Source organism: Variovorax sp. Soil_C_19 (assembly GCF_057657255.1).
In genome coordinates, this window is sequence record NZ_JBDGIV010000001.1 from 155712 (window position 1) to 174138 (window position 18427).

The window sequence follows — 18427 nt, forward strand, 5'->3', positions numbered from 1 at the left end:
CTTCCCACCCAATGCGCCTGCTCATCGACTCCTTCTGGCGCGCGGTCGCCTATTGCATGCTGCCGCGCGTGATCGTGCTGTCGCTGTTGCCGCTGGCCCTCATGGTGCTGCTGGCCGCGGGCTTCGGCTATTTCTTCTGGGACGCGGCTGTGGCATGGACGCGCGAGGCGCTCGATGCCTGGCCGCTGTTGTCGAGCTTCTGGAGCTGGATCGGCCGGCTGTTCTCGAGCGACGTCACCTCGGTGCTCGCGCCGATGGTGGTGGTCTTTGCGGCCACGCCGCTGATCGTGGTGGTCTCGCTGATCGTGGTGGCGGGCCTCATGGCCCCGCCGCTCACCACGCTGGTGGCGAACCGCCGCTTCCCGGTGCTCGAGCGCAAGAAGGGCGCCTCGTTCATCGGCAGCGTGGCGCGCTCACTCGGCGTCACCGTGCTGGCGCTGCTAGCGCTCGTGGTGTCCATGCCGCTCTGGCTCATTCCGCCGCTGGTGCTGATATTGCCGCCGCTGATTTGGGGCTGGCTCACCTACCGCGTGATGAGCTTCGATGCGCTGGCGGACCACGCCAGCCCCGAGGAGCGCGCCACGCTGCTGCGCACGCACCGGGTGCCGCTGCTGTGCATCGGCGTGTTCTGCGGCTACCTCGGCGCGGCACCGAGCATCGTCTGGGCCTCGGGCCTGCTGTTCGCCGCCGCTTTCTTCGTGCTGGTGCCGCTCGCGATCTGGATCTACACGCTGGTGTTCGCGTTTTCCGCGCTCTGGTTCGCCCACTACTGCCTCGACGCGCTCGCGAAACTGCGCGCGCAGCGCGAGGCCGCGGCGACGCTGGCCGGCGCAAACCCTTCTGCGGACGAGGCCGACCGGGCCGTTCTTTCTCAATGGAAATCCCCATGACCCGCGCTTTTGGCCTGATCGTCGTCGGTGACGAGATCCTTTCTGGCAAGCGTGCCGACAAGCACATGCCCAAGGTCATTGAGCTGCTGGCCGCCCGTGGCCTTCAGCTCGGCTGGGCCGAGTACGTAGGCGATGTGCCCGCGCGCATCACGGCGGCGCTGGCGCGTGCCTTCGCCTCGGGCGATGTCGTCTTTTCGACCGGTGGCATCGGTGCCACGCCCGACGACCACACACGGCAGTGCGCCGCCCAGGCACTCGGGCGGCCGCTCGAACTGCATCCCGAGGCCGAGGCGCTGATCCGCGAACGCATGCAGGACACCGCGCGCGAGCAGGGCACGGTCTACGAGCCCGACCGGCCCGACAACATCCACCGCCTCAACATGGGCGTGTTTCCTCAGGGCGCGACGATCATCCGGAACCCGTACAACAAGATCCCGGGCTTCAGCGTCGAGCATGTGCATTTCGTCCCGGGCTTTCCCGTCATGGCGTGGCCGATGATCGAATCGGTGCTCGAGAGCCGCTACCCCGACCTGTTCACGACCGGCCAGTCGGCCGAGAAGTCGGTCATCGTCTTCGGCGCCATGGAAGCCACGCTCACGCCGCTGATGCTGGCCGTCGAGGCGGCGCATGCCGGCGTCAAGGTGTTCAGCCTGCCGAGCGTCGACCATCCAAAATACGGGCGGCACATCGAACTCGGCGTCAAGGGCGATCCGCTGCAGCTCGATGCCGCCTATGCCCAGCTGATTGAAGGGTTGCACGCCTTTGAAGCGAAGTTGGGCCCAGAATTGGTGCGCTGATCTCGTTTGCACCAGTTTGGTGAATCATCTTCATCATTTGGGGGCGGGCGCCGTGCCCGGAGCCTCCCCAAGACGGGGCGACAATGGCACAGAACCTGCATTCCCCGACCCTGTCATTCCAACCACCCATCCAACCAGGAGAAACTGATGGCAAAGACCGTCGCCGACGTACTCAAGCTCGTGAAGGAAAACGAGGTCAAGTTCGTCGACTTCCGCTTCACCGACACCCGCGGCAAGGAGCAGCACGTGACCGTGCCCGTGTCGCATTTCGATGAAGACAAATTCACTTCGGGCCACGCGTTCGACGGTTCGTCCATCGCCGGTTGGAAGGGCATCGAAGCCTCGGACATGCAGCTCATGCCCGACCCCAACACCGCCAACATCGATCCGTTTTTCGAAGAGACGACGCTGATCCTGACCTGCGACGTGATCGACCCGACCGACGGCAAGCCCTACGAGCGCGACCCGCGTTCGCTCGCCAAGCGCGCCGAGGCCTACATGAAGGCGTCGGGCCTGGGCGACACCGCTTTCTTCGGTCCGGAACCGGAATTCTTCGTGTTCGACAGCGTGCGCTGGAAGAACGACATGTCGGGCTGCTTCGTCAAGATCGACTCCGAAGAAGCCTCGTGGAACACTGACAAGGAATACGAGCACGGCAACACCGGCCATCGCCCGGCGGTCAAGGGCGGCTACTTCCCGGTGCCTCCGGTCGACAGCTTCCAGGACATGCGCTCGGAAATGTGCCTGGTGCTCGAATCGCTCGGCATCCCGGTCGAAGTGCATCACCATGAAGTGGCCAACGCCGGCCAGATGGAGCTCGGCACCAAGTTCAGCACGCTGATCCAGCGCGCCGACTGGGTACAGCTGCAGAAGTACGTGATCCACAACGTGGCCCACGCCTACGGCAAGACCGCCACCTTCATGCCCAAGCCCATCGTCGGCGACAACGGCTCGGGCATGCACGTACACCAGTCGGTCTGGAAGGACGGCAAGAACCTGTTCGCCGGCGACGGCTATGCGGGCCTCTCGGACTTCGCGCTGCACTACATCGGCGGCATCATCAAGCACGCCCGTGCGCTGAACGCCATCACGAACCCCGGCACCAACAGCTACAAGCGCCTGGTGCCCGGCTTCGAAGCGCCGGTGAAGCTGGCCTATTCGGCCAAGAATCGCTCGGCCTCGATCCGCATTCCGTTCGTGTCGAACCCGAAGGGCCGCCGCGTCGAGGCGCGCTTCCCCGATCCGCTGATGAACCCGTACCTCGGTTTTGCCGCGCTGCTGATGGCGGGCCTCGACGGCGTCGAGAACAAGATCCATCCGGGCGAAGCCGCCAGCAAGGACCTGTACCACCTGCCGCCCGAAGAAGACGCGCTGATCCCGACCGTCTGCCACAGCCTGGACCAGGCGCTCGAGTACCTCGACAAGGACCGTGCGTTCCTGACCAAGGGCGGCGTGTTCACCGATGCCTACATCGATGCCTACATCGAGCTGAAGATGCAGGAAGTCACGCGCTTCCGCATGGCGACCCATCCGGTCGAGTTCGACATGTACTATTCGCTCTGATCGCCAGCCCTCGCGGGCGCGACACAACCAAAAGGACGGCTGCGGCCGTCCTTTTTTCTGGGCCGGGAACATCGCATCATCGATCGTGTCGAATTGCACGAAAATGCCCGATTCCGCCACTTACGCCCCTCCATGAAGCTTGCCTCACTGATCTTTCTGGCCGGTTCGCTCGCTGCCTTGCCCGCGCTCTCGCAAGAGCGCGTGTGGCGCTGCGGGAACGAATACACCAACAACGCGACGATCGCGCAGCAGAAGGGCTGCAAGGTCATCGAAGGCGGCAACGTCACCATCGTGCAAGGCACCCGGCCATCGGGCGCCAGCGCTTCGGGCACTGGCGCCGCCAGCGGCAGCCCGGCGCCGTCGGCCTCGCGCTCGCCCGCCGGCAGCCCGCGGGTCGAAGGCGTCGACCAGCGTGCGCGCGACGGCGAGGCCCGTTCAGTGCTCGAGACCGAACTCCGCAAGGCCGAGGCGCGCCAGGCCGAGCTGCAGCGCGAGTACAACAACGGCCAGCCCGAAAAACAGGGCAGCGAAGGCCGCAACTACCAGAAGTACCTCGACCGCGTGGCCGAGATGAAGGCCGAACTCGCGCGCAACGAGAGCGACATCGCGGGCATCCGCCGCGAGCTCGGCCGCTTGCCGGCCAGGCCGTAGCCATGGTGTTCGGGAAGAAGGCGGCCAGCGCCACACCGCGCTTCCAGTCCTTCGACCTGCTCTCCACGCTGATCGCCGTGGTCAGCACCAAGGGGTCGGTGCTGTTCGCCAACGCCGCGCTCGAAGACGCGCTGGGCACTTCGCGCCGCACGCTCGAAGGCTCGCAGTTCGGCGCCTGCTTCCACGAGCCGCAGGTGCTGCGCACCGCCATCGACGGCGCGCGCAGCAACGACTTCGCCACGCTGCGTTACGAGGCCTTCCTGCGCCGGGTCAACCACGAGCTGATGCCGGTGCAGGTCACGCTGGCACAGGGCGACAAGGCCGGCGAGCTGATCATAGAGATGTCGCCGCTCGAGCAGCAGGTGCGGCAAGACCGCGAAGAGCGCCTGCTCGACCAGGCGCAGGCCAACAAGGAACTCATCCGCAACCTCGCGCACGAGATCAAGAACCCGCTCGGCGGCATCCGCGGCGCGGCGCAGCTGCTGCAGATGGAGGTCGAGTCGCGCGACCTCATCGAATACACCAACGTCATCATCCATGAGGCCGACCGGCTGCAGACCCTGGTTGACCGCCTGCTGGCGCCGCACCGGCGTCCGCACGTCGTGGGCGACGTCAACATCCACGAGGTCTGCGAGCGCGTGCGCTCCGTGATCCTGGCGGAGTTCCCGCGCGACCTGCACATCGAGCGCGACTTCGACGTCTCGATTCCCGAGTTCCGCGGCGATCGCGAACAGCTGATCCAGGCCACGCTCAACATCGCGCACAACGCGGCGCAGGCGCTCGCCGAGCGTCGCGCGGCGGGCGACGCGCAGATCACTTTCAAGACGCGCATTGCCCGGCAGGTGATATTCAACAAGCAGTGGTATCGATTGGCACTGGAATTGCATGTCATCGACAATGGACCGGGTGTGCCGGACGCGATCAAGGACCGCATCTTCTATCCGCTCGTATCGGGCAGGGAAGGCGGAACCGGGCTTGGATTGACGCTGGCGCAAACTTTCGTGCAACAGCATCACGGCGTGATCGAGTGCGACAGTGTCCCGGGCCGAACCGATTTCAAGATACTGATCCCGCTGCCCTAGCAGCCACCGGCCCACAAGGAGATGCATGAAGCCGATCTGGATAGTTGATGACGACCAATCGATCCGCTTCGTGCTGGAGAAGGCTCTGTTGCGCGAAGACCTGCCGACGCGCAGCTTCACCAGCGCGCGCGAGGTGCTGGCGGCCCTCGAGCAGGCCGGCGGCGACGAGCAGCAGGGGCCGCAGGTCCTGGTGAGCGACATCCGCATGCCCGGCGGCTCGGGCCTCGACCTGCTCGACAAGATCAAGGCCAAGCATCCGGGCCTGCCGGTCATCATCATGACGGCGTTCTCCGACCTCGACAGCGCCGTCTCGGCGTTCCAGGGCGGCGCCTTCGAATACCTGCCCAAGCCCTTCGACCTGCCGCGCGCCGTCGAGCTGATCCGCCGCGCGGTCGACGAGAGCCAGCGCGAGGAAGTGGCCGAGGAGCGCATGGCTGCCGCGCCCGAGATGCTGGGCCAGGCGCCCGCCATGCAGGACGTGTTCCGCGCCATCGGCCGGCTCTCGCAGAGCAACGTCACGGTGCTCATCACCGGCGAATCGGGCTCGGGCAAGGAGCTCGTCGCGCGCGCGCTGCACAAGCATTCGCCGCGCGCCAACGGGCCCTTCGTGGCCATCAACACCGCGGCCATCCCGAAGGACCTGCTGGAGAGCGAGCTGTTCGGCCACGAGCGCGGTGCCTTCACCGGCGCGCAGACCATGCGGCGAGGGCGCTTCGAGCAGGCCGAGGGCGGCACGCTCTTCCTCGACGAGATCGGCGACATGCCGTTCGACCTGCAGACGCGCCTGCTGCGCGTGCTCAGCGACGGGCACTTCTACCGTGTCGGCGGCCACAACTCGGTGAAGGCCAACGTGCGCGTCATTGCGGCCACGCACCAGGACCTGGAGCAGCGCGTCAAGCTCGGCGGCTTCCGCGAAGACCTGTTCCACCGCCTCAACGTGATCCGGCTGCGCCTGCCGGCGCTGCGCGAACGCGGCGAGGACGTGCCGGCCCTCACGCGCCACTTCCTGCAGGTGAGTGCGCGCCAGCTCGGTGTCGAGCCCAAGCGCATTTCCGAGGCTGCGCTGGCCAAGCTCGCGACCTTCGGCTTCCCCGGCAACGTGCGCCAGCTCGAGAACATCTGCCACTGGCTCACCGTGATGGCGCCGGCGCAACTCATCGAGACCAAGGACCTGCCGCCCGAGATCATGGCCGTCGCGCCTGCCGCGGCCGAAGTGTCTGTTGCTGCTGCTGCTGCCGCGCCGCTGCATGCAGCACCGCTTGCATCGCCGGGCGGCGATCGCGAGTTTTCCGCGCCCATGGCCGCCGCGTCCGAGACCCTCGTCGCCGAAGTCCCGGTCGTTGCGAGCAGCTGGGAGAGCGGCCTCGAGACGGAAGCCCAGGCGCTGCTTGCGGCCGGGCGCACTGACGTCTGGGACGTGCTCTCGCGCCGCTTCGAATCGCGCCTGATCCTCGCGGCGCTGGCCAGCACCCGCGGCCGGCGCATCGAGGCCGCCCAGAAGCTCGGCATCGGCCGCAACACGATCACGCGCAAGATCCAGGAACTCGGGATCGAATAGCCCCCGCAAGGGGAGCGAGCCTACCGGCTGCGCTGCCCCAGCGTCAGCGAGTCGAGCTGGAAGTTGCCGCTCTTGTCCCAGAGCCAGGTGTCGACGTAGGTGTGGCCGCCCAGGCGCCCCGGGCTCGGCAGCGGCGAGGCGCCCTTGATGAGTTTCGCGATCATCGGCGGCACTTCGGGCGCGTGGCTGGGCACGCGGCTGAAGGTCACGTTCCTCACGTTGCCCTCGGCGTCGAGGTCGGTCTCGACCACCACCACCGCATAGACCAGCGGCGGAATCTTGCCCTTGTAGATGCGCTTGGCGTACGTGTTGTAGATCTTGCGCGCGCCGGTCTTGCGGTAGGCCCGCACGACCGGTGTCTGCGCGGTGATCAGGCGCACCGTCGGCACGTCGCTGCGCGCGCCGGGCAGATCGTCGGAGGCCGAAGCGCCCGGTTTCCCGTCGTCGCCGGACTTGGTGTCGGATGGCTTGAGCACCGAGCAGCCGGCGAGCGTCAGCAGCACGGCGGCGACTGCGAGCAGACGGATGGTCATGGCGCCGGCACTCCCTGGTCGAGTTCGAGCACCACCGGCGCATGGTCGCTGGGCTTCTCCCACTTGCGCGGCACACGATCGATGACGCAGCCCCGTGCGCGCGGCACCAGCGGCTCGCTCACCAGAATGTGGTCGATGCGCAGTCCGCGGTTCTTCTGGTAGCCGAGCATCCGGTAGTCCCACCACGAATAGCTTTTTTCGGGTTGCTCGAAGAGCCGGAAGCTGTCGACCAGGCCCAGCGCCAGCAGCGCCTTGAACTCTTCGCGTTCTTCGGTCGTGTGGTGGATGGTTTCCTTCAGGCCCACCGGGTCGTAGCTGTCGCGGTCTTCGGGCGTGACGTTGAAGTCGCCGAGCAGCACCAGGTTCGGGTGCGCGGCCATCTCTTCGCGCAGCCATTCGCGCAGCGCGCGCAGCCAGCCCATCTTGTAGGCGAACTTTTCGGTCCCCGGTGCCTGCCCGTTGACGAAGTAGCCGTTCACCACGCGCAGCGGACCGGTCGGCGTCTGCACCGTGGCCGCGATCACGCGCGACTGGTCGTCGGTGAAGCCGCCGATGTTCTTCACCACGTCGCCCATCGGCATCAGGCTCAGGATAGCGACGCCGTTGTAGGTCTTCTGGCCGAACACCGCGCAGTCGTAGCCGGCCGACTTGAGCACGTCGAGCGGAAACTTGTCGTCGCTCATCTTGAGTTCCTGCAGGCACAGCACGTCCACAGGGTTGGCGATCAGCCAGTCGAGCACGTGCTGCAGGCGGGCGGTGAGGGAATTGACGTTCCAGGTGGCTATGCGCATGTTTTGCAAAGTGATCGGGGCCAAGGAAAAATCCTGTCGAAGCGGGTGCCCATGGTGCTGCCTCCCGCTGCGGTAGGCATCGTCCATGTTTCGCTGCACCCGCATGGGGTGCGCCACTTTACAACTTCCCTGCGCATGACCACAACGCGCGAGCGCTCTCGCCGCCCGAACTCAATCCGCGCGGCCGAGGACGGTGATGGCTTTCGACCCGGGGTCGATCTGGACTCGATCGCCGGTGCGCACCAGGGCCAGCAGGTCTTGTTCCCAGCCTTCCGCGATCGGCAGGCGCGCCAGCGCCGCACCCTGGACCATGACCGGGTTCAGCTTTCCGAAGACGAGCGCCTTGGGCGCGATGCCTTTGTTGAGCAGATCGAAGAATGCCCATCCGCCCGCCACCCCGCCCTTGCTGGTCGGGATGATCAGCACGCGGTCGCGGATGGACTCGCCTTCCGCGCTGTGGCCGATGCGGGAGATCACGCCGGTCCAGCGATCCAGGTCGTAGCGCGGACTGAAGCCCTCGCGCATGACCAGGGCCAGGCCTTCCACCTGCTCGCCCCACGCGCGTTTCACACGGATCGTCGTCGTCATGCGAGCCTCCCGGTGCAGGCGATCTCGACGCAATCGCGCGTGCGGCGCAGCACCGTGTTGAAGCGATGCGCCGTGATCGTGTTCACGAGCTTGCCCGAATTGGAGATCAGGTTCGTCCAGCCGTTCTCCTCGCGGATCTTCGAAAGCCGCTGCAGGATGTAGAAGCACACGCCCTGTAGGATCGTGACCCCCGCCTTCTCGAGCGTGTCGACATAGCCGAGGCGCTTCGCATCGCTGTAGACCATGTGGTTGGTGGTCACGACGGCGGCCATGTCCGGTGCCACGGTGCGGCCCTCGAAGAGCTCGGCCAGGTCCTGCATCTCGAACAGCGAAAGCTGCGGCCCGGAGAAGACGACGATGGCCGACCCGCCGTCGCGATAGCGGTAGGCGTCGTAGACGGCCTGGATGTCCGCGTCCCGCACCACCATCCTTTGCTCGGGCTGCCTGCCCTGGAAGGCCTTGTCTCGCGTCGTTGCCTCGGGCGTCACGCCGACCATGTGGAACATCGCCATCGATCCGTAGCTCGCGAGCGATGCGCCCAGCTGCTTCAGCTCGTCCGAGGAGGGCATGCGTTCGAAGCCGTCGAAGACGGGCACGGCGAAGTAGTCCTGGTTCGGATGGCCCACGAGCTTGCCCAGGGCGCCCCAGTCGGCGAGGTCGCGCATCTCGGCCTGCAGCTCGACCAGCAGCGAGCCGGCGCGGGCCTCGTCGAGGTGGAAGCCGTACTCCGGCGTGCGCCCGGTCAGGGCGGCCGCGAAGCTGGCCTTGCCGGCTTCGAAGTTCGTGCGCGCCCCGAGCACCGAGTTGGCGTAGATCACCGTCCCGGTGTCTCCCCACGCCACATGTTCGCCGAGCTTGGGCTGGTAGACCTGCTGGTAGGGAATGCAAGAGTCCGTCGTGGCGATGCGCATCGTCTTGTAGCGCGAGAGGATCTCCTTTTCCTTGAGGCCCTCGTCCTCGTCCTGGCGCAGCCTCTCGTCATCGTGGAAGTGCATGCACTGCGCATTGCTCGAGGTCGGCACGGCGCAGCGGGCGTTCTTGTCGCCCATGCCGCGCAGGTGCGCGAGCCCGCCGTCGCCCATCACTTCGATGTCGCCCATGACGTGGGCATGGGTGATGGGCACGAAGCGCTCGGCATCGAAGAAGCTGCCGACCTCGATCTGGAAGCGGATCGCCTCCTGCACCGCTGGCCCGTGGTCTCCGCGAAGCATGGCCTGCTCCTGGGCGGTCAGGCGCATCGAGCCGGTGCGCGGTTCGGTGGCGTCAATGGTGTTGTTCATCTTTTGCCTTCTCCTTCAATCGGCCTTGGCGCCGGAGTCCTTGACCAGGCGGGCGTACTTGCGCCTTTCGGCGGCAACGAACTTGCCGAAGGCCGTGGGGTCCAGGTAGTCCGGTGCGGCGCCCTGGGCCTGCAGGTGCTCGGAGAAGCTCTTGTCGGCGGTGATCTCGCCGATGCGCTTCGAAAGCATGTCGACGATGGGCTTGGGCGTTCCGGCGGGGACGAAGACACCTTGCCAGTTCTCGATGTCGAAGCCGGCGAATCCCTGCTCGGCGACCGTCTGTACCTGCGGCAGCAGCGCGGATCGCTGCGCCGTGCTCACGCCCAGCACGCGCAGCTTGCCGGCCTCGATGTGCGGCAGTGCCGGCGGCAGGCCGGAGAAGAACAGGTCGACCTGTCCGCCGAGAAGGTCCGTCATCGCCGGCGCACCGCCCTTGTAGGGCACGTGGGTCATCTTGAGCCCGGCCGTCAGCCGGAACAGTTCGCCGGCGAGGTGCTGCGGGCCTCCAATGCCCGAGGACGCGAAGTTCGCGCCGCCGTTCTTGCTCCGGACCCGGGCTACCAGGTCCTTGACCGATTCCGCCGGCGATCGGGCGTTGACCACGAGCACCAGCGGGGCCGATGCGAGCTTCGCGACGGGCGCGAGGTCCTTCGCGGCGTCGAAGCTCATGTGCGCGTAGAGGAACCCGTTGATCGTGACTTCCGCGGGCGAAGCGATGAGCACGGTGTAGCCGTCGGCCGCGGATTTCGCGACATGGTCGGCGCCGATGTTGCCGCCGGCCCCGGTCTTGTTCTCGACCAGGACCGTCTGGTCGAGCTTCTGGCCCAGGCGGATCGCCAGCGCCCTGGCCACCACATCGGTGGCGCCGCCCGCCGGGAACGGGACGATCAGGCGGATGGGCCTGTCGGGAAAGGCGGCGTGCGCCGAGGGCGCCGTGGCAGCCAGGCAGGCGGCCGCGAGGGCGCCGATCCATGTGCGTCTGCTTTGCATCGTGTCTCCATTTGGTTTTCGTTGGCAGACAGACTCTGGCCGTTTTTGTGATTCTTGGATAATCACGATTTCGCCGCACATGCATGGTTCTGGTTATCACCAGGGGGTTCTTTCGTGACGCTGCCCGCTCCGCACGACGCCGTGCATCCCGTGATCCGCTCCCGGCTGCGGCTGAAGCACTTCGAAGTGTTCCGCCACGTGTGCGAGCTGCAGACGATCCGCAAGGCCGCGGTCGCATCGAACATGACGCAACCGGCAGCCACCAAGCTCATCCAGGAGCTCGAAGACATGTTCCAGGTGCTGCTGTTCCAGCGCAACCGGCGCGGCATGCAGTTGACGCAGCACGGCGAAATCCTGCGCCGGCACATCGGCGTGGTGATGGCGGACATCGGCAACATCAGCGCGGACCTCGATCAGTTCACGCGCGGCGGCGGCGGCGAGATCCGGCTCGGGATCATCCCGTCGCTGTCGTCGACGCTGCTGGCGCGCTGCATCAACGACCTGCTCGATGCGCATCCGCGCGCGCGTTTCTCGCTGCAGGAGGGGACCACCGACGAACTCCTGGGACAGCTGCTGCAGGGCAACCTGGACCTGATCTTCGGGCGGGTACTGCATGCCGGCACGCCAGGCAGCGTGCGCGCGACGAAGATCTACACCGAAGCCTTCGACATCGTCTGCGGCAGCCACCACCCCTTGGCCGCCCGAGCGAGCGTGACATGGAGGGAACTCGCCGGCGCGCGCTGGGTGCTTCCCGCCGTCGGAAGCCCGTTGCGGGAGATTACCGAGGGCATGTTCACCGCGAGAGGCAACCTCCGCCCGAGCGTCGCGGTCGCGTCGAGCAGCTTCCACCAGATGCGCTACGTGATCGGCTCCGGCGAGCTCCTTGGGGTCCTGCCCCACACCATTGCAGCGGCAGGAGAGGCCGAGGGCGACCTGGTCGTGCTTCGGCCGAAGCAGGCCGCCAAGGCCGCGCCGATCAGCCTGATCGGCCGCAACGACATCGAGCGGCCGCCGATCGTCGCGGCGTTCGAACGGATCGCACTGCAGACGGCAAGAACGCTCGGCCTGCACTGACCGGCGCCTCGCGCCCTCAGGCGGCCCAGGCGCGCTCGACGATCTTCTTGAATTCGACTTCGGGCGCGAGCGTGCCGAAGGCGAAGCCCCAGTCGCCGCCGAGTCGTGAGGCGCAGAACGCCTCGGCCACATAGGCCGGGCTGAAGCGCAGCAGCAGCGAGGCCTGCAGCGCGAGCGCCATCTTCTCGACCAGGCGCCGCGCAATGCCGTCCATGCGCTCGCGGCGGAACGCTGCATCGCGCAGCCATGCGATGGTCACATCGAGGTGTGGGTTCATGCCGCGCGCAAGCTCGATTTCCTGCAGAACCGGCCGCAGCGCCTCGGGATCGCGGTCGACCGCGCGCAGCACGTCGAGGCAGATCACGTTGCCGCTGCCTTCCCACACGCTCTGCACCGGGGCCTCGCGGTAGAAGCGCGGCATCATCGAATCTTCGATGTAGCCGAAGCCGCCGTGGCATTCCAGCGCCTCGAAGGCATTGGCGCTCGCGCGCTTGGCGAGCCAGTACTTGGCGATGGCGGTGACCACGCGCGAGAAGCGCGCTTCGTTGTCGTCGGTGGCCGCCCGGTCGATGCTGCCGGCCAGGCGCATGAGCAGGGCGGTGGCGGCTTCCGACTCCAGCGCCAGGTCGGCCAGCACGTTGCTCATCAACGGCTTGTCGACCAGCTTGGCGCCGAAGGCCGATCGCTGCTGCGTGTGGTGCAGCGCCCTGAAGAGCGTCTGGCGCATGATGCCCGCCGAGATCGATGCGCAGCCCAGCCGCGTGAGGCTGACCATCTCGATGATCGTGCGGATGCCCTTGCCCTCGTCGCCCACGCGCCAGGCGAGCGTGCCGTTGTATTCGATCTCGCTCGAAGGGTTGGAGCGGTTCCCGAGCTTGTCCTTGAGCCGCATGATCGAGAAGCGGTTGCGCGTGCCGTCGGGCAGCCAGAAAGGCACCAGGAAGCACGAGATGCTGCCCGGCGCGCCTTCGGTGTGTGCCACCGTCAGGAAGCAGTCGACCATCGGTGCCGAGAAGAACCACTTGTGGCCGGTGAGTTCGTACACCCCGGGCTCCTGGGTGGCACGCGCCACCGTGGTGTTCGCGCGCAGGTCGGAGCCGCCTTGCTTCTCCGTCATGGCCATGCCGATGAGGGCGCTGCTCTTTTCGGCCGAAGGGCGGTAGCGCGGGTCATAGCCGGTCGACGTGAGCAACGGCTCCCACTGCGCGCTCAGCGCGGGGTTGTTGCGCAGCACCGGCACGCCCGCATAGGTCATGTGCAGCGGGCATAGCGTGCCGCTTTCGACCTGCGCCATCAGCATGCTCGACGCGGCGCGCGCCACATGGCTGCCGGCCTGCGGCTGGCGCCACGGCAGCGAATGGACCTCGTGCCGGCGCGCCAGGCGCATGAGCTCGTGCCACGAATGGTGCAGGTGAACCTCGTTGATGCGGTGGCCGTAGTTGTCGTGCGTGTGCAGTTCGGGCACGTGGCGGTTGGCCAGGTAGCCGTGGCGGATCACCTCGGGGTCGGCCAGTTCGGCGGCCAGCGCATCGAGCCGCGGCGCGGCCCACGCAGCGCCTTCGCGCTCGAGGCTTTCGCGCAGCGCATGGTCGCGCGCCAGCAGGTTGTAGCCGCCATAGGGCGCGGGCTGGTTGAACACCTCGTGGGTGCCGTGGGCGGCCGCAGGGCGGGGAGCGAGGGCAGTGGCTTCGGTCATGGGATGGGTTCGTCCGGGTTGTTTGTATCGACCGGATTAAATCAGATGCTTTATTGTCGGTAAAGCACTTGACTTAACAAATGCAAGGTTCCAGAATCCGCCACATGGCCGACACCACCCCCACTCCCCCGCCCGCCGGCAAGGACCGGCGTAAGCTGGCCGCCGCGCCGCGCAGCAGCGCCGACAGCGCCGACGTGCTGCTTCTGACCGCGCAGCGCCTGTTCGCCGAAAAGGGCATCGATGCCGTGTCGATGCGCGAGATCGCCCGCGAGGCGGGCCAGCGCAACAACTCGGCGCTGCACTACCACTTCGGTTCGAAGGAAGCGCTGATCCAGGCCATCCTGCAAAGTGGCATGGGCGAGGTCAACGCGCTGCGCAACGACTACATCGACCAGCTCTACAGCAGCGAGCGCCACGGCGAGCTGCGCGGGCTGGTCGAGGCGATCGTGTGGCCGCTCGCCTCCAGGCTGATGACAAGCCGCGGCAACACCTACAACCGCTTCCTGGCTGCGGCGCAGGTGCATCCCGACATCGACCTCGCCGCGTCCACGCGCGAAGAGGAAGACCGCGGTTTCCGCCGCATCCACGAGCTGCTGCAGCGTGTGCTGCCAGACATGCCCGAGCTGCTGCTGCGCCAGCGCTACCTGGCGGGCGTCAGCTTCGTCATGTTCAGCCTGGCCGACTTCGAGCGCATCAGCACGCGGCGAAGCAAGCGCCAACTGGGCTTCGACCTGCAGCGCGCGATCGAGAACCTGATCGACATGGTGAGCGGCGCCATCGCCGCGCCGGTCTCGTTGCAAGTGCATGCGCGACTCGCGGCACATGACGCGCCGGAAGCCCCCGAGCCGCCGCCGAAGCCCGCGCCGCGCCGGCGCGCGGCGAGCTGATCCGGCGCGCCATCCTTGAACAAACAACGAAGGAGACAAGACATGAAGAAGCTGTTTGCGACCCTGCTGACCACGCTCGCGCTCATTCCCGGTGCGCAGGCACAGGGCGACTATCCGAACCGGCCGATCCGGATCGTGGTGCCCTACACGCCCGGCGGCCCCACCGACGCGGTGGCACGGCTCGTGGGCAAGGGCATCTCGGCCGAGCTCGGGCAGCCCGTCATTGTCGAGAACAAGCCCGGCGCCTCGAGCACCATCGGCACCGCTTTCGTGGCGAGCCAGCCCGCTGACGGCTACAGCCTCGTGCTGGTCGCGGCGCAGTTCGTCACCAACAGCGCCACCGGCATCAAGGCGCCGTACGAGCCGCTGCGCGACCTCGCGCCCGTGGTCAACGCGGCGTGGATGCCGATCCTGGTTGCGGCCAACCCCAAGGTGCCGGCCAAGGACCTGCCGTCGCTCATCGCGTGGATCCGCAACCAGAGCAACCCGGTGCTCTATTCGAGCCCGGGGGCAGGCTCGCTCACGCAGCTGTGGGGCGAACTGCTCGCGCAGCGCTACAAGCTGCGGCTCGAGCATGTGCCCTACAAGGGCTCGGCCGGCGCGGCGCAGGCGGTGATGGCGGGCGACGTGCCGCTGATGTTCGACGTCGCAGGCATCACCAGCACCATGATCCGCGAAGGCAAGCTCAGCGGCATCGTCACGCCGGGGCTCGAGCGTCCGCCGGGCCTGCCTGGTGTGCCCACCGCGCGCGAGGCCGGCGTCAAGGACCTCGACGCGGCCAGCTTCCTCGGGCTGATGGCCCCGGCCAAGACGCCGCCCGCCGTGCTGGAGAAGCTCAATGCAGCGGCCAACCGCACGCTCCGGAGCAAGGAATTCGCAGATGCCGTGCACGGCCTCGGCATGAGCCCGGCCGGCGGCAGCGCCGACGAATTCGGCAAGATGCTCGCGGCCGAGATGCAGCGCTGGACCGCCGTCGCCAAGAGCGCCGGCATCAAGGCGGAGCAATGAACGATCCGCAGCAAGCCGCGCACGACGACCTGCCGCTCGCGGGCGTCAAGGTGGTGGAGTTCGGCCAGTTCATCGCCGGCCCGGGTGCCACGCAGATCCTGGCCGACCTGGGCGCGAGCGTCACCAAGATCGAAAGCCCCAACGGCGACAACGGCCGCCGTTTCGGCGTGAGCGCCTCGACCAAGGGCCGCAGCGGCCTCTTCATGGCCTACAACCGCGGCAAGCGTTCGATCGTGGTCGACATGCGCCAGCCCGAAGGCCTGGCGGTCGCACGCGATCTTGCGCTGCAGGCCGACGTGGTGGTGCAGAACGCGCGTGCCGGGGTGATGCAGTCGCTCGGGCTGGACGCCGCCACGCTGCGCGCGGCCAAGCCCGGCCTGATCTACGTGTCGGTCTCGGGTTTCGGCGCGGAGGGCCCGTCGCGCGAGCGGCCGGGCCTCGACATCGCCGCGCAGGCCGAGAGCGGCATGATGTCGATCACCGGCGAGCGCGGCGGCACCCCGCTGAAAGCCGGCTTTCCGGTGGCCGACGTCTCGACGGCGAACAGCACGGCCAATGCGATCCTCGCGGCGCTGTTCCGGCATGCGCGCACGGGCCGCGGCGACACCATCGAGACCTCGCTGCTCGCGGTGGCCATCTCGATGCAGGCCCAGATCTGGGCCGAATACCAGTGCACGGGCAAGCTGCCCGAGCGCGCGGGCAATGCGCAGCCGCTCGTTGCGCCGGCCGCCGACCTCATCACCGTGCGCGACGGCCACATCGTTATTTCCGCCTACCTCGACGACCACTGGCAGCGGCTGTGCAAGGCCATCGGCCAGCCCGCGCTCGCCGGTGCCGAGGCCTTTGCCACCAACAACGACCGCGTGCGCAACCGCGCGGCGCTGATGGAGGTGCTGAGCGCTGCGCTCGGCGTCTTCACCGGCGAAGAAGCGCGTGCGCTGCTCGAGCGGCATGGCGTCGTCGTGGGCGTGGTGCGCAACTACCCGCAGGTGCTCGCGAGCGCCGACGTGCAGGCCAGCGGCGTCTTCGAGACCATCGACGACGGGCAGGGTGGCGAAGTGCAGTTGCCCGGCCTGCCGTTCCGCTTCGAAGGTGCACCGCGGGGCAGGCAGGTGCCCGCGGTGCCGCGCCTGGGCCAGCACACCGACGAACTGCTCGCGCAGGCGGGCTATGCCGAAGCCGACATCGCGCGCCTGAAGGCCGCCGGCGCGGTCGGCCACTGAGCTGCCCGCGCCACTCCATTTCCCCAGCAAAGGACTCTTCTCATGTCTGCCGTGCTTCTCGACGTCCATGACGGATGGGCGGAACTGATCTTCCACCGCCCCGAGCGCAAGAACGCCATCGACGGCACGCTCGCCGCTGCCCTGCACGCCGCGCTCGAGCGCCTCGCCGAGGACGACACCGTGCGTGCCGTGGTGCTGCGAGGCGCCGATGGCGTGTTCTGTTCGGGCCTGGACGTCAAGGCCTTCGGCGTCGATCCGGCGCCCGACTGGAAGGCCGGCTTCCCTGCGCTCTGGGAGGCGGTGCACAACCAGCTGCTCGCGAGCCGCAAGGTGCTGATCGTCGCGCTCGAGCGCTACGCGATCAATGCCGGCGCCGCGCTCGCGCTGGCCGGCGACCTGATGGTGAGCGGCGAAGGCGCCTTCCTCCAGGTGGGCGAGATCGGCATCGGCATGGCCGCGCCGCGCAACGCGGCCTGGCTGGCGCTGCGCCACAGTGAAGCGGTCGCGGCCCGCGTGTGCCTCATGGGCGACCGCGTCGGCGCGGCCGACCTGCTGCGCCTGGGCATCGCGACTGAAGTGGTCGACGATGCCGCTGTGGTGGCGCGCGCCCGTGCCATGGCCGCGGCCATCGCCGCCTTTCCTACGCATTCGGTTTGCGCCGTCAAGTCGGGCATGCGCGCGGCCACCATGCAGATGCCGACCGGTCAGTGGATGGACGCCTGCGCGCGGGCCGACGCATTGAGCCAGGGCGGCGCGATCCACCAGGTGAAGGCGAACCGCCCATGAAGACCCGCATCACCGAACTGCTGCAGATCCGCTACCCGATCATCCAGGGCGGCATGATGTGGGTCGGCCGCGCCGAACTCGCGGCTGCCGTCTCCAACGCGGGCGGCCTCGGCACCCTGACGGCGCTCACGCAACCCAGCCCCGAGGCCCTGCTGGAGGAAGTGCGCCGCTGCCGCACGATGACCGACGCGCCGTTCGCGGTCAACCTCACGATCCTGCCCTCGGCGTCGCCGCCGCCGTACGAAGACTATGCACGGGCCATCGTCGACAGCGGCGTGCGCATCGTCGAAACCGCCGGGCTGCAGCCGGAGCCGATCACCGAGCTCTTCAAGTCCAAGGGCCTCGTCATCGTGCACAAGTGCACCTCGGTGCGGCATGCGCTGTCGGCCGAGCGCCGCGGCGCGGACGCGATCAGCATCGACGGCTTCGAATGCGCGGGCCATCCGGGCGAGGACGACATTCCCGGTTTGATTCTGATCCCTGCTGCCTGCGCCAAGCTGTCGATCCCGGTGGTGGCCTCGGGAGGGATCGCCAATGGGCGCACCATGGCCGCCGCGCTCGCGCTGGGCGCCGACGGCGTGAACATGGGCACGCGCTTCATGTTGACGCGCGAGGCGCCGGTGCACGACAGCGTCAAGGCTGCGCTGCTCGCGGCCAGCGAGCGCGACACCACGCTGATCTTCCGCGGGCTGCGCAACACCGCGCGCGTCTGGCGCAACCCGGTCTCGGCCGCGGTGAACGAACTCGAGCATCGCCCAGAAGGCGCGACCTTCAACGAGCTGCGGCCATGGGTCGCCGGTGCGCGCGGCCGGCAGGCGTTGGAGCAGGGCACCGTCGACGACGGCCTGATCTGGGCTGGCCAGTGCCTTGGCCTGATCGACGACGTGCCGAGCTGCGAACAGCTGATCCAGCGCATGGTGGCCGGCTGCCGGTTCGCGCTCGGGCGCGCTGTCGCGCTCTATGGCGACTCCGCCACTTTCACCGACCGCCGCGCCGCGGGCGCCGCGGACCTGCTCGAGACCGACTGAAG

Annotated in this window: 18 protein-coding genes; 12 read left to right on the forward strand and 6 right to left on the reverse strand. The window is 67.7% G+C overall.

Annotation, left to right across the window (positions count from 1 at the left end):
* The first annotated feature begins 11 nt into the window (after positions 1-11).
* From AC3A6R_RS00745 to ntrC, 6 genes are all read left to right on the forward strand, one after another.
* On the forward strand, positions 12-890 hold the full coding sequence (locus tag AC3A6R_RS00745; protein WP_487859818.1) for an EI24 domain-containing protein: 879 nt from the start codon (positions 12-14) through the stop codon (positions 888-890).
* The gene (locus AC3A6R_RS00750) at positions 887-1687 is read left to right on the forward strand and encodes a competence/damage-inducible protein A (protein WP_487859819.1); all 801 of its coding nucleotides are present in this window, start codon (positions 887-889) and stop codon (positions 1685-1687) included. Before AC3A6R_RS00745 ends, AC3A6R_RS00750 begins: the two co-directional genes overlap by 4 nt.
* A 147-nt stretch (positions 1688-1834) precedes the next feature.
* Positions 1835-3250 carry a type I glutamate--ammonia ligase gene (gene glnA / locus AC3A6R_RS00755; protein ID WP_487859820.1) on the forward strand — a complete coding sequence of 472 codons (1416 nt, stop codon included), beginning with the start codon at positions 1835-1837 and terminating at the stop codon, positions 3248-3250.
* A gap of 132 nt (positions 3251-3382) precedes the next feature.
* Complete coding sequence (locus tag AC3A6R_RS00760; RefSeq protein ID WP_487863473.1) at positions 3383-3901, forward strand: hypothetical protein; 519 nt, start codon at positions 3383-3385, stop codon at positions 3899-3901.
* A 2-nt stretch (positions 3902-3903) separates the two neighbouring features.
* Positions 3904-4983 (forward strand): nitrogen regulation protein NR(II), encoded by a 1080-nt coding sequence (gene glnL / locus AC3A6R_RS00765; RefSeq protein ID WP_487863474.1) that lies wholly within the window; start codon positions 3904-3906, stop codon positions 4981-4983.
* A gap of 25 nt (positions 4984-5008) precedes the next feature.
* A complete protein-coding gene (ntrC, locus tag AC3A6R_RS00770) occupies positions 5009-6541 on the forward strand; it encodes a nitrogen regulation protein NR(I) (RefSeq protein ID WP_487863475.1) in 1533 nt (510 codons plus the stop codon).
* A 20-nt stretch (positions 6542-6561) separates the two neighbouring features.
* Here the strand turns inward: ntrC and AC3A6R_RS00775 are convergent, their stop codons facing one another.
* The 5 genes from AC3A6R_RS00775 to AC3A6R_RS00795 all read right to left on the reverse strand — a co-directional run bounded on the left by AC3A6R_RS00775 (position 6562) and on the right by AC3A6R_RS00795 (position 10723).
* Entirely contained in the window at positions 6562-7074 is a 513-nt protein-coding gene (locus AC3A6R_RS00775; protein ID WP_487863476.1) for a hypothetical protein, read from the reverse strand.
* Positions 7071-7865, reverse strand: a complete 795-nt coding sequence (xth, locus tag AC3A6R_RS00780; RefSeq protein WP_487859825.1) for an exodeoxyribonuclease III — start codon at positions 7863-7865, stop codon at positions 7071-7073. The genes AC3A6R_RS00775 and xth overlap by 4 nt, the downstream gene beginning before the upstream one ends.
* A gap of 171 nt (positions 7866-8036) precedes the next feature.
* Positions 8037-8453, reverse strand: a complete 417-nt coding sequence (locus AC3A6R_RS00785; protein ID WP_487863477.1) for an aconitase X swivel domain-containing protein — start codon at positions 8451-8453, stop codon at positions 8037-8039.
* Entirely contained in the window at positions 8450-9691 is a 1242-nt protein-coding gene (locus tag AC3A6R_RS00790; RefSeq protein WP_487863892.1) for an aconitase X, read from the reverse strand. The genes AC3A6R_RS00785 and AC3A6R_RS00790 overlap by 4 nt, the downstream gene beginning before the upstream one ends.
* 57 nt (positions 9692-9748) lie before the next feature.
* Positions 9749-10723: a Bug family tripartite tricarboxylate transporter substrate binding protein gene (locus AC3A6R_RS00795; RefSeq protein ID WP_487863478.1), complete on the reverse strand. Its 975-nt coding sequence runs from the start codon at positions 10721-10723 to the stop codon at positions 9749-9751.
* Positions 10724-10837: 114 nt separating this feature from the next.
* On the opposite strand from AC3A6R_RS00795, the gene AC3A6R_RS00800 reads away from it, so the two are divergent.
* Positions 10838-11797, forward strand: a complete 960-nt coding sequence (locus AC3A6R_RS00800) for a LysR family transcriptional regulator (protein ID WP_487863479.1) — start codon at positions 10838-10840, stop codon at positions 11795-11797.
* A 16-nt stretch (positions 11798-11813) separates the two neighbouring features.
* Here the strand turns inward: AC3A6R_RS00800 and AC3A6R_RS00805 are convergent, their stop codons facing one another.
* The gene (locus AC3A6R_RS00805; RefSeq protein WP_487859826.1) at positions 11814-13493 is read right to left on the reverse strand and encodes an acyl-CoA dehydrogenase family protein; all 1680 of its coding nucleotides are present in this window, start codon (positions 13491-13493) and stop codon (positions 11814-11816) included.
* A gap of 104 nt (positions 13494-13597) precedes the next feature.
* Between AC3A6R_RS00805 and AC3A6R_RS00810 the strand changes: the two genes are divergently transcribed.
* From AC3A6R_RS00810 to AC3A6R_RS00830, 5 genes are read left to right on the forward strand one after another with little or no spacing between them, the layout of a single operon-like run.
* Positions 13598-14380 carry a TetR/AcrR family transcriptional regulator gene (locus AC3A6R_RS00810; RefSeq protein WP_487859827.1) on the forward strand — a complete coding sequence of 261 codons (783 nt, stop codon included), beginning with the start codon at positions 13598-13600 and terminating at the stop codon, positions 14378-14380.
* Between the two features lie 42 nt (positions 14381-14422).
* Positions 14423-15388 carry a Bug family tripartite tricarboxylate transporter substrate binding protein gene (locus AC3A6R_RS00815; RefSeq protein WP_487863480.1) on the forward strand — a complete coding sequence of 322 codons (966 nt, stop codon included), beginning with the start codon at positions 14423-14425 and terminating at the stop codon, positions 15386-15388.
* Positions 15385-16611: a CaiB/BaiF CoA transferase family protein gene (locus tag AC3A6R_RS00820; protein ID WP_487863481.1), complete on the forward strand. Its 1227-nt coding sequence runs from the start codon at positions 15385-15387 to the stop codon at positions 16609-16611. Before AC3A6R_RS00815 ends, AC3A6R_RS00820 begins: the two co-directional genes overlap by 4 nt.
* A 42-nt stretch (positions 16612-16653) precedes the next feature.
* Positions 16654-17397, forward strand: coding sequence for an enoyl-CoA hydratase/isomerase family protein (locus tag AC3A6R_RS00825; RefSeq protein WP_487859830.1), 744 nt, complete (start codon positions 16654-16656; stop codon positions 17395-17397).
* Positions 17394-18425, forward strand: coding sequence for an NAD(P)H-dependent flavin oxidoreductase (locus tag AC3A6R_RS00830; protein WP_487863482.1), 1032 nt, complete (start codon positions 17394-17396; stop codon positions 18423-18425). Before AC3A6R_RS00825 ends, AC3A6R_RS00830 begins: the two co-directional genes overlap by 4 nt.
* The last annotated feature ends 2 nt before the right edge of the window (positions 18426-18427 follow it).